Raw genomic sequence first — 17,047 nt, 5'->3', positions numbered from 1 at the left:
AGCTCAGCTTAGATGGAGTTATTAAGTTGACCGAATCCCTGATTAATCCCTTAGGAAATTAACAAATGTCTAAAAACCAAAAATTTGCCATTCGTGTGACTGAAAAGCGTAATGGTTGGTGTGCAGAAATTACTCGCCAAGTGACGTCACGCAAAACATCTGTATCTAAGCGAGAAGCAGGCTTTGAAACAGAAGCTCTGGCACAAGAATGGGCGGAGAAAGAGCTAGCAGGTTTTATTCAAAACCAAGCGGTACGTAACGAACGCAAAGGTGAAGCACGTAAAATTCGTGTTGAACGTGAAGAACGTCTAGCTCAAGAAGCCGCTGAAAAGAAAGCACGCTATGAAGAAGCGAAACGCGCAGCAGCAGCGCAAGCTGAACTTGACGATGAAGATGATTTCTTCGAAGAAGAGTAATAAGTCGTTATTCAATAAAAAACCGCCAGCGAGGCGGTTTTTTTGTATCTAATCAACGGCAGATTAACGGAACTGACCAGCTTCAGGTAAGAAATCAAAACCAGCAGAGGCTAACTTGGTTTCTAGCGCTGATTTATCTATGTCAAAGAAAGCAACAAGCTTGTCTAAGTCACCGCCAAAGTCATCGCGTAGCTTCATGTTGACAATGCTCATTAGCATTATTGGATCCATCGTCTCAAAGTTCACCAAGTTCATTACTTATCCTCGAAATCTGAAATCAGCAGATTCGCTGCTGCAAACGCCGCTTTGTCTCTTACATGTTGCGATAGGCTAGTATCCGCTGCAATATCGTTTAACGCTCGTAGTGAACAAGCAATCGCTTTAGGTACATAGGCTTGGTCGCCACTGCCAATTTGCGCGTAGAGTTCGCGGACCAAGTCGCAGCAATCATATACTTTCATATTGTTAACCTAATAATTAAATGAGAACTGCTCTCAAATATACACAGGCTGCCAATGAAACTCAAAGCAGCGGTTTGTTCTGGCTCAAACTCTAGGCTGAGCTGCTGGATCTTTATTCGCTTTGGCTTAGTTTTGCAGTTGTTGTTCAAGCTGGAAAGTTACTTCTGGGGCAAGTTGTAACTGCTTGGCTAACTCCTGCAAATAGGCTTTCTCCATGAAATTTTGTTCATCGACAACAATTAGAGAGGCGAGATAAATCTCTGAAGCTTGTTGTGGTGACTGAGCGAGCCGAGCAATTTCGCTTGGATCGAGAGGTTTGTTAAGCTCATTGTGGAGCATGGTTTGTAACCCAGTATCCGCACCTGCTTCTTTCAGTGTGGACTCTATGCGCTGCATTTCTTCTGCATCGACATGACCATCTGCTTTTGCAGCGGCAATCATAGCTTTGATGATAAGCTCGTTATGAATAGTATCGTTGGCATTAAAATCTTCTCGCACTGAAGCCGTTTTTTGTTTTCCTTGCCAGTTATTGTAAACGGTATAGGCCAGTGCGCCTAGAGCTGCCGCACCGCCAATTTTGAGTGCATTTTTACCGACTTTTTGCCAAGTTTCTTACTTTTTTTAGACCCCATGAGTAGGTTGACTAAGCCACCACCGACAGCACCTGCACCGAGGGACTTCAGCGTGCTTGAACCGGACTGCTGCTGCATTTTTTGTTGACCCTGACGAACAAGGTCTGAGTTTAGCGCTTGATTTAATAAACCTTTCAAATCCATTCCGGACCTCCTTAGTTTTGTTCAGACTAATTCAGGTTAGATGAATAGAAGATTAATACGTGATAATAAAAAAGGCGAGCATTCAGCTCGCCTTTTCACATATCGTTTTCCTAACTGTTATTCTTGGGCGTACCCATGAATACCAAGCAACTTACCATCGAGATAGGCTTCTTTTTCATCCTTCATGATCAGGCGTTCTTCAACTAGCCACTGTACGACCAGAGGATAAATTTTATGCTCTTGCGTCTGAACACGTTCGGTTAACGTCTCAACTGTGTCTTCGTCGAAGATAGGCACTTTAGCTTGTAGGATTACCGGGCCACCATCCAGCTGTTCAGTAACAAAGTGAACACTGGTACCGTGTTCTTCATCTCCAGCATGAATGGCTCGCTGGTAGGTGTTCAGACCTGGGTACTTCGGTAGTAGAGAAGGGTGGATATTGATCATTCGACCTCTGTAGTGGCGAACGAATTCACCACTTAAGATGCGCATGTAACCCGCGAGTACAATCACATCTGGCTTGTATTCATCCATCTGCTTCATCAATTCATGATCAAACGCGTCGCGGGTATCGAATGACTTTGGGTCCAAAGAGTGTGCGGCTGCGCCCGCTTTCTTAGCTCGCTCTAAACCATAAGCTGTTGCTTTGTTTGAAAAAACAGCGGTCACTCGGCCAGTACTGATCTTGGTTTCACAAGCATCAATTATCGCCTGTAAGTTCGAACCATTTCCTGAAACTAAAACAACAATACTCTTCATAATTTATTTGATCTCTACTTGTTCTTCATCCGCATTGGCATCGGCGATTTCACCAATAACCCATGCTTTCTCGCCTTCTGCTTCAAGCAATGCTACTGCAGCGTTTGCTTGTTCTTTTGGCAGCGCAATCACTAGACCAACACCACAGTTGAATGTGCGGTACATTTCATGAGTGGTCACATTGCCTTTTTCTTGCAGCCAGTTGAAGATCACTGGCCATTGCCAGCTATTGCCATCGATAACGGCTTTGGTGCCTTCAGGCAGTACGCGAGGAATGTTTTCCCAGAAACCACCGCCAGTAATGTGAGAAATAGCATGGATGTCGTGCGCTTCAATCATTTTTAGCGCAGACTTAATGTAAATTTTTGTTGGCTCTAGTAAGTGCTCGCCAATGGTACGACCCGCTAATTCTTCGTTTTTGTCCGCGCCTGATACTTCGAGGATCTTACGAATCAGTGAGTAGCCGTTTGAGTGAGGACCACTTGAACCTACCGCGATAAGTGCGTCACCTGCCGCGACTTTGCTGCCGTCGATAACGTCTTCTTTCTCAACCACACCGACACAAAATCCCGCGACGTCATAATCTTCGCCTTCGTACATGCCCGGCATTTCAGCGGTTTCACCGCCAATTAGGGCACAGCCAGCTTGAATACAACCATCTGCAATACCAGTAACGACATCGGCAGCAGTGTCTACATCCAGTTTGCCTGTTGCGTAATAGTCTAGGAAGAATAGCGGCTCAGCACCTTGAACTATCAGGTCATTAACGCACATGGCGACAAGATCTATGCCGATGGTGTCATGTTTGTTCATATCCAGCGCAAGACGCAGTTTTGTCCCAACACCGTCAGTACCCGAGACAAGTACTGGCTGCTTGTATTTTGTTGGTAGCTCACACAGAGCACCAAAACCACCAATCCCCCCATTACTTCAGGGCGACGAGTGCGTTTAACGGCACCTTTGATTCGGTCTACAAGTGCGTTACCAGCATCGATATCTACGCCAGCGTCTTTATAGCTAAGAGAAGTGTTATCAGCACTCACAAGCAAGTCCTCAGTTTGAAAGTTGGATATGAAATCGGCGCTATTCTAACAGCGGATAAAGCAATATAGCAAACGTTTGCGCGAGTTTTTTCTTTTGTCCTAGCGCAAGAAATTGAGAACGAAATCGTTTATAATCCGAAGGTTTGTTTAAAAATCACCTATGTATCCGGAGATGGAAATGAAAGTTGTTGAAGTAAAACACCCTCTTGTTAAACATAAACTTGGTCTAATGAGAGAAGGTGAGATCAGCACTAAGCGCTTTCGTGAGCTAGCAACTGAAGTTGGTAGCCTACTGACTTACGAAGCCACTGCAGACTTTGAAACTGAGAAAGTAACCATTGAAGGTTGGAATGGTCCAGTAGAAGTAGACCAGATTAAAGGCAAGAAAGTAACGGTTGTGCCAATCCTGCGTGCAGGTCTTGGCATGATGGATGGTGTTCTTGAGCATATGCCAAGCGCACGTATCAGTGTTGTTGGTATCTACCGCGATGAAGAAACACTAGAGCCAGTACCATACTTTAACAAGCTTGCTTCAAATATGGATGAGCGTATTGCTCTGGTTGTTGACCCAATGCTAGCGACTGGTGGTTCGATGATCGCTACGATCGACTTGCTGAAAGAGAAAGGCTGTAAGTCTATCAAGGTTCTTGTGCTTGTTGCTGCTCCAGAAGGTATTGAAGCGCTAGAAAAAGCACACCCAGATGTTGAACTGTTTACTGCAGCTATCGATGAGAAGCTAAACGACAAAGGCTACATCGTTCCTGGTCTTGGTGATGCTGGCGATAAGATCTTCGGTACAGTATAAGCTGAGACGCTAAGTGAATTAAAAGAGGAGCCTAACGGCTCCTCTTTTTTGTTGTATGGAACGGACTGCGTCCTTCGAAGGGGGAGGCCAACGTTATACACCGTCATTCCCTAGACTGACGAAGGAAGGAATAGGGAATCTCGATAAGTCATCGACTCGCTTGAAGAGATCCCCACCTCACTCGAGCCTCGCTCTTGAGGATGACATGATAACTTTTTGAAAGAAAAAGGGTTGACATAAAATGCCAACCCTCGAAAATTTCTCCAGCTCTCCAGCTCTCCAGCTCTCCAGCTCTCCAGCTCTCCAGCTCTCCAGCTCTCCAGCTCTCCAGCTCTCCAGCTCTCCAGCTCTCCAGCTCTCCAGCTCTCCAGCTCTCCAGCTCTCCAGCTCTCCAGCTCTCCAGCTCTCCAGCTCTCCAGCTCTCCAGCTCTCCAGCTCTTTGCTTACTTCTTCAGACTTAAAGTGCCGCCAGAGCGTGGTTTTGCAGGGCGCTGTGATTTGTCACTTGCAGGCTTATAGAAAGTCTTACCTTTATTTGGCTTGGCTTTAGAGTTGCTTGAGTTGTTACCACTATTGCGGCCTTTCTTCGAGTTTGGCGCATGGCGGAACTCATCGGCATTACGGCCTTTAAAAGTACGACTCTTCTGATTGCGACGCGCCTTGGAGTCTTGGTTTTCTTCACGACTGTCAAATAGCTTGGCGTCAGTCGCTTTGCGAATGTTACGACCGCGTGCATCCACTTTGGAAGCGTCTTCCGTTCCACTCGATGATTCACACATTGCGAGAATTTCTTCGATCTCATCGTCGCTTAGATAGCGCCATTGACCGTTCGGGATCCCATCCAGGGTGATATTCATAATACGTACACGACGAAGCTTGAAGACTTCGTAACCAAGAGCTTCGCACATGCGGCGGATCTGTCGGTTCAGGCCCTGAGTGAGGACAATGCGGAAAGAAAATTTCGTCTCTTTACTGACTTTACATGGCAGTGTCGTGGTATCGAGGATATCCACACCCGAGCCCATTTTTTTGATGAACTGTTCGGTAATCGGTTTATCGACACGGACCACATACTCTTTCTCGTGATTATTGCCAGCGCGAAGTATCTTGTTAACAATATCACCGTCATTGGTCAGAAAGATCAAACCATCAGATGGTTTGTCTAGACGACCGATAGGAAAGATACGCTTCTTGTGGCCAATGAAATCAACAATGTTGCCGGGAATATCACGTTCAGTGGTACAGGTGATGCCTGTAGGCTTATTCAAAGCAATGTAGATGGGTTTATCTGTCGCTGCGTTGATAGGTTTACCATCAACGCAAACGTCGTCGCCCGGTAGAACTTTAGTGCCCATTTCAGGGACTTTGCTATTGATCGTGACACGACCTTGCTCAATTAGGCGGTCGGCTTCGCGGCGTGAGCAAAAGCCTGTTTCACTGATGAATTTGTTTAAGCGTTTGGCATCTTGTGACATGTTGTTCTCTCTAACGTTTCACAACGGCATTAATCTAAAAATGAAAAAGCAGCCCGTTAGGCTGCCCATATATTCTAGCACTGTTATGCCATCTGAGTAAGTTTAATCTTACTCAGCAGAGCAAGTGGTTAACCAAGGCGTTTTTGATGTCGTTCTCGATTCTCGAGTTTCTTATCCGAGCTTTTGCGCAGCATGACATAAACGGCGCCAGTGCCACCATGAAAGCGCTGTGCGCTATGAACGCATTGTACGTCTCGAATTTGCTCCAACCATTGTGCCACATAGCTTTTCATTAGTGCAGGTGGATTAGATTTTTCACCACGGCCGTGGACGATGACAACCGTTCTAATATCCATTGATATGCACTGTTTGAGAAATTTAACCACTTCATCCCGAGCTTGTTTCAAGGTAAGGCGGTGCAAGTCAAGACGAGCTTGGATAGGGTACTTTCCCAAGCGCAATTTTCTGTAGACGCCTTCCTGAACACCATCTCGCTTAAACTCGATGATATCTTCGGGTTTGAGCATAGGGGCATGATCTACTGACAAATATTCTGGGTCATCTTCAGTTAACCAGATAGCGGCTTCTCGTTTGGCAAGTTGTGCTTCAGTGACTTTATGGTGTTTTTTGTGTTCGGTTGTATCTTGTTGGATGGGTGTGACGTCGCCCATCATTTCTTTGAACAAAGCAAAATCATCATCGTGAGACATAACAGCATCTCAGAGTAGGGAATCAGTAACCTTATTATACCTATAGCAGCCAATAATGGTGCACAGATTTAGGCCACTGAAAATAAAAAACCGAAGTAGACAAAGGATCTACTTCGGTGCATAGCGATACTCTATTCGAAAAATAGGGCTAAGCGATCTAGTGAGGAGATTTGTCGTTCATTACTTTGTAAATGAAGTAACCGCCGTAAAAAAGCATCAGACCTAAAGCTCCAAAGATGACTAGCATCGAAGATAGCCCAACTGCATTACCAAACAGGAGATTCAGCCAAAAGTCCATGTTTCCTCCAAATCCAAAATAGTGATGACATGGATTAAAGTAATAGCTGGTCGCAATACAAGTACTGATCTGGATCAATTGTATGGTTTTAGTTGCGTATTTGTTTCTTGCGCTGTGTTTTTGCTCACATTTTGTGGCCCGTTGATCATGTTTTAGGCAAATAAGCCTAATTGCAAAAAAACTTAGGGAAATGGCTTGCGTTCAAATTTAGAATCCGTAATATACGCCCTCGTTGAAGGGCAATCAGCTCGAAGAAACATCTCGGTGAATAGCGTGCTTGGTAACGCATATCGGGGTTTTGGAATAGCGGACCAGAGGGCGACCCTCTCGTAACGTAAGTTTCAAAGTTAAAAATTTCGGTGAATAGCGCAGCTTGGTAGCGCATCTGGTTTGGGACCAGAGGGTCGGGGGTTCGAATCCCTCTTCACCGACCACATTTAGAAAGCCTGCGTTATAGCAGGCTTTCGTCGTTTTAGAGCATAGGAAATAGGATTAAAACCCGAGTGGGGTTCGTCTGATATTAGAATCTGGCTCTTCACCGACCATATATAAGAAAGGCTCTGTAGAAATGCAGAGCTTTTTCGTTTCTAAGATTTGGAACCCGAGAGCCGAGCGCTGGAGAGCCAGTTCGATCGAATCTCTCTTCACCGACCATATTTAAGAAAGGCTCTGTAGAAATACAGAGCCTTTTTCGTTTCTAGGAACGGGCTACGCCTCGCTGGACTACTAGAATTGACTCCGGAATAAAAGTGGAGCAGATTTAGTTTTCTAGTTTCCGTCATTCCTTAGACCGAAGAATGAGGGAGTAAGGAATCTCCATAAGTCATCGACTAGCTTGAAGAGATCCCCAACTCGTTCGTCCCTCACTCTTGAGGATGACAAGTTAACCTGTTGAAAGAAAAAGGGTTGACACTAATTGCTAACCCTCAGCAAGTTCTCCAGTTCTCCCGCAGTCCATTCCCAAATCCCGCATCCCGCTTCTCAATACTCAAACTCACAATTTGCAGCTTTACTCTGCGAAAGTTGTGAGATCTTAAAACCACTGTCTTTGAGCAAGTTCAAAACACTTTGCTCACCGACTAGGTGTAATGTACCGACAACCATCACGTAAGAGCCTTTACGCTTGGGTGACCAACTTGGTTCTGACAGCTGTTTCGCCCAGTTGATGTTTCGCTGGGTCAAAAAGCTCTGCTCTAACTCGGGCGACATTTCTGTCAGATTGGCGAATTCTTTTAACTTATCCAAATCACCCGCTTTCCAGCTTTCTATCAGGCAGTGAGTGGCGTCCTCTGAGTGATCAAATTCTTCAATAGCGCTAACTAATAGCTCTTTACCCGCTTCTTTTTGCCCTGTAAGCAAATCAATTTGAAATTGAAGTGACTCCAAGCTGATAACGGGGATATTTTGGATAGTGGCTTTGTTCATCAAATGAGTGTCGATACCTTGAGTGACTTGGTAACCAAGGTACTCGAGCTGTTTCATTTGTAATGTCAGCGCAGTTGCCCATGGTGGAGACAGCATCAGCTGTTGTGGATCCATGTTGAGTAAATTAGCCATCCCTATAAGCTCATTCTTCTGTGCTGAGCTCAGCACATCCTTGGTCAACAATGACACGGGTGGGTAGCTGACTCCCTGTGTTTTACGTATGTCCGTTTCGATGATTAACCCGTCACTTGATTTAAGTCGTTGAGTGACTGTTTGAGGCAGAGGGTACATGCTCTCATCTCCAACATGGACTGACCCCAGAATTAAGTAGTTGAGTTTGCCTTTCTGAGCTTGCCAATAAAGAGGCTCAGCGATAGCAGATATTGAGACAATCAAGGTGAGAAACAGTAGACAGAATTTGTACATGGGTTCTGTTGCCTTACGGAAAACTTGTTGAAATAGTTAGGTTTTGACGTGCTTTAACGAGAGAAAATTGCGCCTAAAATCACACTTTTCTATTTTACCTCCTAGCTTAGCGTAATTTGATGAATACTGTCTTGTGATCTAAGTCTTAATTCATTTGCTGTTATGAATAAATCGGTGCGATCTAGCTCTCAGTAATCTCGTTAATTGAGTTATGTTGATTTTGACGTTGTTTTTAAGTGTTTTTAAGTGTTTGTTTTTAATGGTTATTATGCTTTCATGGCTTTTGATGTTTGAACAAAGTCACTTTCATGGTGATTTTATTTTATGACCAAAAATAAATCGCGATATGTTGTTTATCGTTTTTAAGCTTAGAGCCAAGATTGTTGGTCTAATTTACGTTTGGGGTAAGTAGGATGTTCAAACAAAGTCTACTCGCGACATCGGTTGTCGCATCACTAGTCGGTTGTTCTTTGCTGCAGTCAGATGAGCAAAGGGTCGTTAATTCACTCGCTAGTAGCCTTGAAATTCAATATGAAGTGCTCACTAACCAAGGTGCCAACGAAGGCCTTGCATGTCAAGAGATGGGCGCTGAGTGGGCGTCTTGTAACAAAGTAAGCATGACGCTAGTTAACCAAGGAGAAGCGGTTGACTCTAAAGATTGGGCTATTTACTTCCACAGCATTCGTCTGATTCTGGATGTTGAAAACGAACAGTTCAAAATCTCTCGCGTAACCGGTGACCTACACAAACTAGAACCGACAGACAAGTTCGATGGTTTCGCCGCGGGTGAAGAGGTTGTGCTTCCTCTTATTGCTGAATACTGGCAGCTATTTGAAACGGACTTCATGCCAGGCGCATTTGTTGCCGCACCAAATGCAGAGCCTAAGATGATAGCTTCTCTTAACACAGAAGACGTTGCCTCTTTTGTAACTGGTCTTGAGGGTAACAACCTAAAACGTACGCCAGATGACAACAACGTATTTGCTAATGCAGTGTCCCGTTTTAAGAAGAACCAAGATCTAGTAAAACAAGACGTATCAACCACGCTACTACCAACTCCACTGTTTGTTGAGGCTGGTAAAGGTACGGTAGATATCGCGGCGGGTATTGCGCTGCCTAACGACGCATTCGATGCGACTCAATATGCAGCAATTCAAGATCGTGCAGAGGTGGTAGGCGTAAACGTTCGAGGTAAGCTTCCAGTCAGCATCATGGTTGCTCCTGCAGACTTCACCGCTGAATTGGCAAAATCTGGTGCTTACGAAATGAGCATCAAAGGCGACGGTATTGCGATTAAAGCCTTTGACCAAGCAGGCGCTTTCTACGCAGTACAATCACTTTTTGGCCTGGTTGATAGCCAAAATGCTGAATCTCTACCACAACTGTTTATTAAAGATGCACCGCGTTTTGATTACCGTGGTGTGATGGTGGATGTCGCTCGTAACTTCCACTCGAAAGACGCAATCCTCGCAACGCTTGACCAAATGGCAGCGTACAAGATGAACAAACTACACCTTCACCTAACGGATGATGAAGGATGGCGTATAGAAATCCCGGGTCTGTCTGAGCTGACTGAAGTGGGTTCTAACCGTTGTTTCGATTTGGAAGAGAAAAGCTGTTTACTGCCTCAGCTTGGCTCAGGTCCAACATCAGACAACTTTGGTTCTGGCTTCTTCAGCAAAGCAGACTACGTGGAAATCCTAAAATACGCGAAAGCGCGTAACATCGAAGTGATTCCTGAAATCGATATGCCAGCGCACGCTCGTGCAGCAGTGGTATCAATGGAAGCACGTTACGAGCGTTTAATGGAAGAAGGTAAAGAAATAGAAGCGAACGAATACCGACTGATGGATCCTCAAGATACATCGAACGTAACCACGGTTCAGTTCTACAACAAGCAAAGCTTCATCAACCCGTGTATGGAATCTTCAACTCGCTTTGTTGATAAAGTGATTTCAGAAGTTGCAGCAATGCACCAAGAAGCGGGCACGCCGCTAACAACATGGCACTTTGGTGGTGACGAAACGAAGAACATCAAGCTAGGCGCTGGTTTCCAAGATGTGAACGCTGAAGACAAAGTAAGCTGGAAAGGCACGATTGACCTATCTAAGCAAGACAAGCCATTCGCACAGTCTCCACAATGTCAGACGCTAATTGCAGACGGTACGGTAAGCGACTTTGCTCATCTACCAAGCCACTTCGCAGAAGAGGTGTCGAAGATTGTGGCAGAGAAGGGCATTGCAAACTTCCAAGCGTGGCAAGATGGTCTTAAGTACAGTGAAGGTGAGAAAGCGTTCGCAACAGAAAACACGCGTGTTAACTTCTGGGACGTTCTTTACTGGGGTGGCACATCATCAGCGTACGAGTGGTCTAAGAAAGGTTACGACGTGATCGTTTCTAACCCAGACTACGTTTACATGGATATGCCATACGAAGTGGATCCGAAAGAGCGTGGTTACTACTGGGCAACCCGTGCAACAGACACTCGTAAGATGTTTAGTTTTGCGCCAGAGAACATGCCTCAGAACGCAGAAACTTCTGTAGACCGCGATGGTAACGGCTTCACTGGTAAAGGTGAAATCGAAGCAAAACCTTTCTACGGTCTATCAGCACAGCTTTGGTCTGAGACAGTACGTAACGACGAGCAATACGAGTACATGGTATTCCCTCGCGTACTAGCAGCCGCTGAGCGTGCATGGCACCGTGCTGATTGGGAAAACGACTACAAAGTGGGTGTTGAATACTCGCAAAACTCTAACCTAGTAGACAAAGCTGCGCTAAACCAAGACTACAACCGTTTTGCCAACATACTTGGTCAACGTGAACTGGCTAAGCTAGAGAAATCAGGCATCGACTACCGCCTACCTGTACCAGGTGCGCAAGTAGAAGATGGCACGCTTTCAATGAACGTTCAGTTCCCTGGCGTGAAGCTTCAATTCTCTCTAGATGGAAAAAACTGGCTAACTTATGCAGACAGTGCTCGTCCAAGTGTAGGAGGTGAGGTATTCATTCGATCGGTGTCAGCGACGGGTGACAAGTTCAGCCGTGTGACTCGCGTGAAGTAATTCCTCACTTTCCTATAAAGGGAAAAGGCAACAAAAAAACGCCCGACCAGTGATTGGTCGGGCGTCTTCATATCTGAAGTTGCTGTTAAGCGACTTGAGTTTGCTGCTCTTCGATTTGCTCAGCATTGCTGATTGGAGATTCTGCGCCGTGCATCCAACGAACAAGTGTGTTTGAGAACAAGAGCAAAATGACACCCGATAGGATTGCGGTTACGGCTATGCCACTAAAGATAGCAAATGCGCCAAGTTCACCAACATGTGAACCAACGTAGCCAGCGACATAGTTCGCAATAGCATTACAGCCGAACCACGCACCCATCATCAGAGAAGCTAGACGAAGTGGGGCTAACTTAGTGACTAATGATAAACCGATCGGAGACAGACAAAGTTCACCGAGTGTATGGAAAAAGAAAGCACCAACTAGCCATAGCATGGAGGTTTTTACTGTGGTGTCACCACCTTGCTCCATGACGGCACCGACCATACATAGAAAACCAAGTGCGAGGAAGAACATAGCTAGGGCAAATTTGACTGGTGAGTTAGGCTCTCGTTTGCCCAACTTGACCCAAAGCACTGCAAGCAAAGGAGCGAGCGTAATGATGAAAAATGGGTTGAGTGACTGGAACCAAGCTGCAGGCACTTCGAAGCCGCCAATCATACGATCCGTGTACTGCTGAGTGTAGATGTTCATCAGGCCACCCGCTTGCTCAAAACCAACCCAGAAGACAATCGTGAACAGGCTCATCACCAAAATAACTTTGATACGGTCAAATTCTTCTTTCGTCAGTGGCTCTTTTTTAGAGGACTTTTTGATTGCCAAATCTCTCTTGGCTGCTGGCTCGCGGCCAATGTCTCCAAGCCATGACTGAGCAAGGGTCATCTGCATAACCAGACTAATAAGCATACCTATACCCGCAACAATAAAGCCATATTTCCAGCCAAATTCATCAGTAACAGAACCTGCAATGACGCCTGCTAGCAGCGCACCTAAGTTGATGCCCATATAGAAAATGGTAAATGCACCATCGCGACGATTGTCACCTTCCTGATACAGGTAACCCACCATCGTTGAGATATTTGGCTTAAATAGGCCATTACCCGCAATTAAAAGCGCAAGGCCGAGGTAAAAGGTGTGTACAGTGCCTAGCCCCAACATATCTGCTGGCATGGCTAAGGTGAATTGGCCGACGGCCATTAAAGCGCCACCAATAAGAATAGAGCGGCGTTGTCCGAGGTAGTTATCGGCTAGCCATCCGCCTATAAGTGGGGTGATGTAAACGAGTCCAGTATAGATGCCGTAGAGATCCAAAGCATCTTTAGTCGACCAGCCTAAACCACCATCAAGTGTTGCATCGGTAAGGTAAAGAACAAGGATTGCACGCATTGCATAATAGGAAAAGCGCTCCCAAAGCTCGGTACCAAACAAAAGGAACAAGCCGCGAGGGTGGCCAAAAAATTGTTGATGTTGGTTTGTCATAAGTATTACTAATGAAGGATGTTAAAGAATTTTATTTGTTGTTACGTATACTCTTTAGGGGATGTATCTGCAATGGCTTGGGTTATAAGCTTTATTTATGGTTTCTTCTTAAGGTTCTGATATAAAAGAGGTATTTCTCTTAATCGCTTAAAAATAACGTACTACAAACTTAGTTTCCAAAATCGAGATTATTATTTTGCGGTTTAATGGATTGTTAAATAGCAAAGAGAAGTAAGCGGTGCTTGAGAGAGGGCGATTGGCAATTGAGCAAACGGGTTGTATTTCAGTAATGGAAGAAGCGTGCGGTGAAAAAAAAAGAGGCTCAATGAGCCTCTCTTGGATTTATCTTGATTAATATGAGTCGTTATGAACACTTTGCACAGCACGACCTGATGGGTCAGCCATGTTCTTGAATGATTCGTCCCATTCAATCGCCTTAGCTGAAGAGCAAGCTACTGATGGGCCGCCAGGGACACATTCTGCCGCTGATGGAAGTGGAAATAGCTCTTCAAAGATTTCTCGGTATACATAGCCCTCTTTTGTTGTCGGCGTGTTGTATGGGAAGCGGTAGGCGGCCGTTTCCATTTGCTGGTCAGAGACTTTGGCTTCAGCCACTTCTTTGAGTGTATCGATCCAGCTGTATCCGACACCATCAGAGAACTGCTCTTTCTGACGCCACGCGATTGAGTCGGGGAGGTAGTGTTCGAAACATTCACGCAGAATGTGTTTCTCCATCTTACCGTTACCACACATCTTATCTTCTGGGTTCAGGCGCATTGCCACGTCGATAAACTCTTTATCTAGGAATGGTACGCGACCTTCTACACCCCATGCAGCTAGCGATTTGTTTGCACGAGCACAGTCAAACATGTTGAGTGCTAGTAGCTTACGTACTGTTTCCTCATGGAATTCTTTCGCATTTGGCGCTTTATGGAAGTAGAGGTAGCCACCGAAGATTTCATCGGCACCCTCACCAGAAAGAACCATCTTAATACCCATTGCTTTGATCTTACGGCCCATAAGGAACATAGGTGTCGAAGCGCGGATGGTGGTTACGTCATAGGTTTCAATATGGTAAATAACGTCACGGATGGCATCTAAGCCTTCTTGAATCGTGTAGGTCATCTCATGGTGAACCGTACCGATCTTGTCTGCGACTTCTCGGGCTGCTTTTAGATCTGGCGCACCTTCTAGGCCTACCGCAAACGAGTGGAGTTGCGGCCACCATGCTTCCGATTTTTCATCATCTTCAATGCGCATTGCAGCAAAGCGCTTAGCAACTGCAGAAGTGATCGATGAATCTAGACCGCCTGAAAGTAGCACACCGTAAGGTACGTCAGTCATTAGCTGGCGTTTAACCGCCGCTTCTAGTGCTTCAGTCAGTTCTTCTTTACTTGTTGAGTTACCTTGGACTGCAGCGTACTCATTCCAGTCACGGATGTAGTAGCGTTGAGGCTCTGTATCACCACTGCCGTAGTAGCAACCAGGAGGGAATTCGCTCACTGTCTTACAAACAGGTACGAGAGCTTTCATTTCTGATGCCACGTAATAGTTGCCGTGCTCATCGTAACCTTGATATAGAGGAATAATACCGATGTGGTCACGACCGACTAGGTAGGTATCTTTCTCTTCATCGTACAGAACGAATGCGAAAATTCCGTTGAGCTCTTCGAGAAGGTCGGCACCCATCTCTTGATAAAGTGCTAGGATGACTTCACAGTCAGAGTCGGTTTGAAAATCGTACTTACCTTCATAACGCGCACGGATTTCTTTGTGGTTGTAGATTTCACCGTTTACGGCAAGGATGTGTTTCTTATCGGCGCTGTATAGCGGTTGTGCACCACTGTTCAAGCCGACAATGGCTAAACGTTCGTGAGCTAGAATTGCTTTTTCTGAAGAATAGATACCCGACCAGTCAGGGCCACGATGACGAAGTTTCTTAGACATTTCTAAAGCGACTGGGCGAAGAGCTTGAGCGTCACTTTTGATGTCTAGAATACCGAAGATAGAACACATACAACTTCCTTATAAACCTTATTTAATCTGCTGACTTCAATTTGCCATTTTGATTAAAAAAATCAACACTCACTGATTAAAAAGTTTAACTAATAGGTTTACTGTTAAATTTTTTCCATTATAAATTGGCTTTTGGTGAATGGTATCTATATTTGGTTCGTTTTTTGCGCAGTTTGATGTGCGGGTAAAGAAAAAGGCAGCGTGAGCGCTGCCTCTATAGAGAGCGTCTTAAGGTTTATTGAATGTCGGTTTCAGCTGCTCGCAGACATGTCTGGCAAAACCACTCCCCGCTTCACTGTAAATGTTGAACGCAGCGTCAACGCCTCCTTCATTCAGGCTGTCGAGTTGATCAGGGTAGGCGGCAATAGCGGCAATCTGTCCTTTAAATTCTTTTTTTCTGTAACTGCTCTAGCGCAATTTGGTTTCCTTGATGGTGAGGCATCGCGAGAAGCACCAATTTAACGTTAGCAGTATCGAGAATGCGCTCCCAAAAGTCTGGGTCGGTCGCATCACCGGCAATGACATTTCTTCCTTCTACTTGATGCTCGGCAGCTGCCTCTTCTCTTACTTCAATGCCCAAACAAATCTTTCCGTAACGTGCGCGCAGTTCGTCATAAGCACCCGTCCCAATACGTCCCATGCCGAGGATAAGTACTTGAGCACTGCCTGGGTTGATGAGCTGATCGCGAGTGTGAAGTTTTTCCGCTGCATGCTCTTTTAACCAACGGCCTGAACGGCGATAAAGCTCATGTCCTTTTCTGTTTAAAGGGGAGGCAAGTACAAAGGAAATTGAGACGGCTAGTGCTAAGGCAACCAATATATCTCCGCCCATCCAGCCCATTTTAAAAGCAAGCCCTCCTACGATGAGGCCGAACTCGCTGTAGTTAAACAGACTGAGTGTAGTAAGTAAGGAGGTTCGAACACGGAACTTAAACGTGTTGAGCACGCTAAAATAGAGTATGCCTTTCAATGGCAGTAATAGTAAGAATAAGGTGGCTAAGGCAAAACCCGACATGGTGGGCTGTGCTGCTAATCCGATGTTGAGGAAAAAACAAACCAGAAAAAGTTCTTTAAGATTAAACAGGGATTTAGAAAGCTCGGATGCTTTTTGTGCCCAGCAAGGAGCATTCCTAGGATCAAGGCACCAAGATCTGGCTTCATGCCCACCAATTCAAACAGCCCTGCCCCGACCACCAAAGCAAAGAAAATGCCGAATAATACCAGCATTTCTCCATGTCCTACCCAATCAAGCACCTTATAGAAAATCGGACGAAGCAGAGGTAATGCAAACAAGATAATGGCATACCATTCAGGTAGTTTTCCTGTCGAGGCGGTCAAAAAAACGACAGCAAAGATGTCTTGCATGACAAGCATGCCGATCGCGATTGTTCCATAAGTGGCGTTCATTTCTCCTTTCTCTTGAAGAGATTTAACAGCGAAGACCGTACTGGAGAAGGATAATGCAAAGCCAAGCAATAAAAGTTGCTCGACAGACATACTGGCTAATGAACTGACACCAAGGAATTTAAAGCAAAATAGAGCGGCACTAAATAAGAGGGTAGATAAAAGGTTATGTATGGTAGCTCCTGCCCAGATCTCTTTAGATAGCAGGGTTTTGACATCCAATTTTAATCCGATTGTGAACAGTAATAGCGTCACCCCTAGGTCGGCCAGCGTCACTATGGTGTCATTGCTCTCAAAGCCGACAGCATGTAAAGCAAAACCAGCTAGTAAGAAACCGACCAGTGGTGGCAAGTTGCATTTCAGGGCGATAAACCCAGCTAGAAATGCGGCAGAGATTAAAATGAGTTCCATATAAATCCAATTCTTATCTAAACAAAAAACGGGTTACGTATTGTAACCCGTTATTTTAGCTCAACTTGTTGCTAAGGAGA

The 17,047-nt window shown here is 45.3% G+C and carries 12 protein-coding genes, 1 tRNA gene and 3 pseudogenes; 4 read left to right on the top strand and 12 right to left on the bottom strand.

The genetic code is table 11. The features are described from left to right. The first annotated feature begins 65 nt into the window (after nt 1-65). Nucleotides 66-416, top strand: coding sequence for a DUF3622 domain-containing protein (locus KW548_14825; GenBank protein ID QXX06339.1), 351 nt, complete (start codon nt 66-68; stop codon nt 414-416). A gap of 63 nt (nt 417-479) precedes the next feature. On the opposite strand, the gene KW548_14820 is transcribed toward KW548_14825, so the two are convergent. The 5 genes and pseudogenes from KW548_14820 to purM form a co-directional block, all read right to left on the bottom strand. Next, nucleotides 480-671: a DUF4250 domain-containing protein gene (locus KW548_14820; protein QXX06338.1), complete on the bottom strand. Its 192-nt coding sequence runs from the start codon at nt 669-671 to the stop codon at nt 480-482. Next, complete coding sequence (locus KW548_14815; GenBank protein ID QXX06337.1) at nt 671-877, bottom strand: YaeP family protein; 207 nt, start codon at nt 875-877, stop codon at nt 671-673. The genes KW548_14820 and KW548_14815 overlap by 1 nt, the downstream gene beginning before the upstream one ends. A 126-nt stretch (nt 878-1,003) precedes the next feature. Next, nucleotides 1,004-1,653: pseudogene (locus KW548_14810) on the bottom strand (tellurite resistance TerB family protein). Between the two features lie 117 nt (nt 1,654-1,770). After that, nucleotides 1,771-2,412, bottom strand: a complete 642-nt coding sequence (purN, locus tag KW548_14805) for a phosphoribosylglycinamide formyltransferase (protein QXX06336.1) — start codon at nt 2,410-2,412, stop codon at nt 1,771-1,773. 3 nt (nt 2,413-2,415) lie between these two features. Then, nucleotides 2,416-3,455: pseudogene (gene purM / locus KW548_14800) on the bottom strand (phosphoribosylformylglycinamidine cyclo-ligase). A gap of 178 nt (nt 3,456-3,633) precedes the next feature. Between purM and upp the strand changes: the two are divergent. Beyond that, complete coding sequence (gene upp, locus KW548_14795; GenBank protein QXX06335.1) at nt 3,634-4,260, top strand: uracil phosphoribosyltransferase; 627 nt, start codon at nt 3,634-3,636, stop codon at nt 4,258-4,260. A gap of 443 nt (nt 4,261-4,703) precedes the next feature. Here the strand turns inward: upp and rluF are convergent, their stop codons facing one another. The 3 genes from rluF to KW548_14780 all read right to left on the bottom strand — a co-directional run bounded on the left by rluF (nt 4,704) and on the right by KW548_14780 (nt 6,743). Beyond that, nucleotides 4,704-5,735 (bottom strand): 23S rRNA pseudouridine(2604) synthase RluF, encoded by a 1,032-nt coding sequence (rluF, locus tag KW548_14790; GenBank protein QXX06334.1) that lies wholly within the window; start codon nt 5,733-5,735, stop codon nt 4,704-4,706. A gap of 128 nt (nt 5,736-5,863) precedes the next feature. Then, entirely contained in the window at nt 5,864-6,445 is a 582-nt protein-coding gene (smrA, locus tag KW548_14785; GenBank protein ID QXX06333.1) for a DNA endonuclease SmrA, read from the bottom strand. Nucleotides 6,446-6,602: 157 nt separating this feature from the next. Continuing rightward, nucleotides 6,603-6,743, bottom strand: a complete 141-nt coding sequence (locus KW548_14780) for a DUF3149 domain-containing protein (protein QXX06332.1) — start codon at nt 6,741-6,743, stop codon at nt 6,603-6,605. Between the two features lie 357 nt (nt 6,744-7,100). Between KW548_14780 and KW548_14775 the strand changes: the two genes are divergently transcribed. Continuing rightward, nucleotides 7,101-7,177, top strand: a tRNA-Pro gene (locus KW548_14775). 547 nt (nt 7,178-7,724) lie between these two features. On the opposite strand, the gene KW548_14770 is transcribed toward KW548_14775, so the two are convergent. Beyond that, entirely contained in the window at nt 7,725-8,594 is an 870-nt protein-coding gene (locus tag KW548_14770) for a TraB/GumN family protein (GenBank protein ID QXX06331.1), read from the bottom strand. Nucleotides 8,595-9,007: 413 nt separating this feature from the next. Here KW548_14770 and KW548_14765 point away from each other — a divergent pair, with 413 nt between their 5' ends. Then, entirely contained in the window at nt 9,008-11,659 is a 2,652-nt protein-coding gene (locus KW548_14765; GenBank protein QXX06330.1) for a carbohydate-binding domain-containing protein, read from the top strand. Between the two features lie 85 nt (nt 11,660-11,744). On the opposite strand, the gene KW548_14760 is transcribed toward KW548_14765, so the two are convergent. The 3 genes and pseudogenes from KW548_14760 to KW548_14750 form a co-directional block, all read right to left on the bottom strand. Further along, nucleotides 11,745-13,136 carry a peptide MFS transporter gene (locus KW548_14760; GenBank protein ID QXX06329.1) on the bottom strand — a complete coding sequence of 464 codons (1,392 nt, stop codon included), beginning with the start codon at nt 13,134-13,136 and terminating at the stop codon, nt 11,745-11,747. A 351-nt stretch (nt 13,137-13,487) separates the two neighbouring features. Continuing rightward, nucleotides 13,488-15,152 carry an asparagine synthase B gene (gene asnB / locus KW548_14755; GenBank protein ID QXX06328.1) on the bottom strand — a complete coding sequence of 555 codons (1,665 nt, stop codon included), beginning with the start codon at nt 15,150-15,152 and terminating at the stop codon, nt 13,488-13,490. Nucleotides 15,153-15,380: 228 nt separating this feature from the next. Beyond that, nucleotides 15,381-16,967, bottom strand: a pseudogene (locus KW548_14750) (cation:proton antiporter). Nucleotides 16,968-17,047: the final 80 nt, after the last annotated feature.

It is taken from the genome of Vibrio neptunius (assembly GCA_019339365.1).
Taxonomy (GTDB): domain Bacteria; phylum Pseudomonadota; class Gammaproteobacteria; order Enterobacterales; family Vibrionaceae; genus Vibrio; species Vibrio neptunius.
Note: the sequence above shows the minus strand (reverse complement) of the source record. Positions and strands in the feature narration are given on the sequence as shown.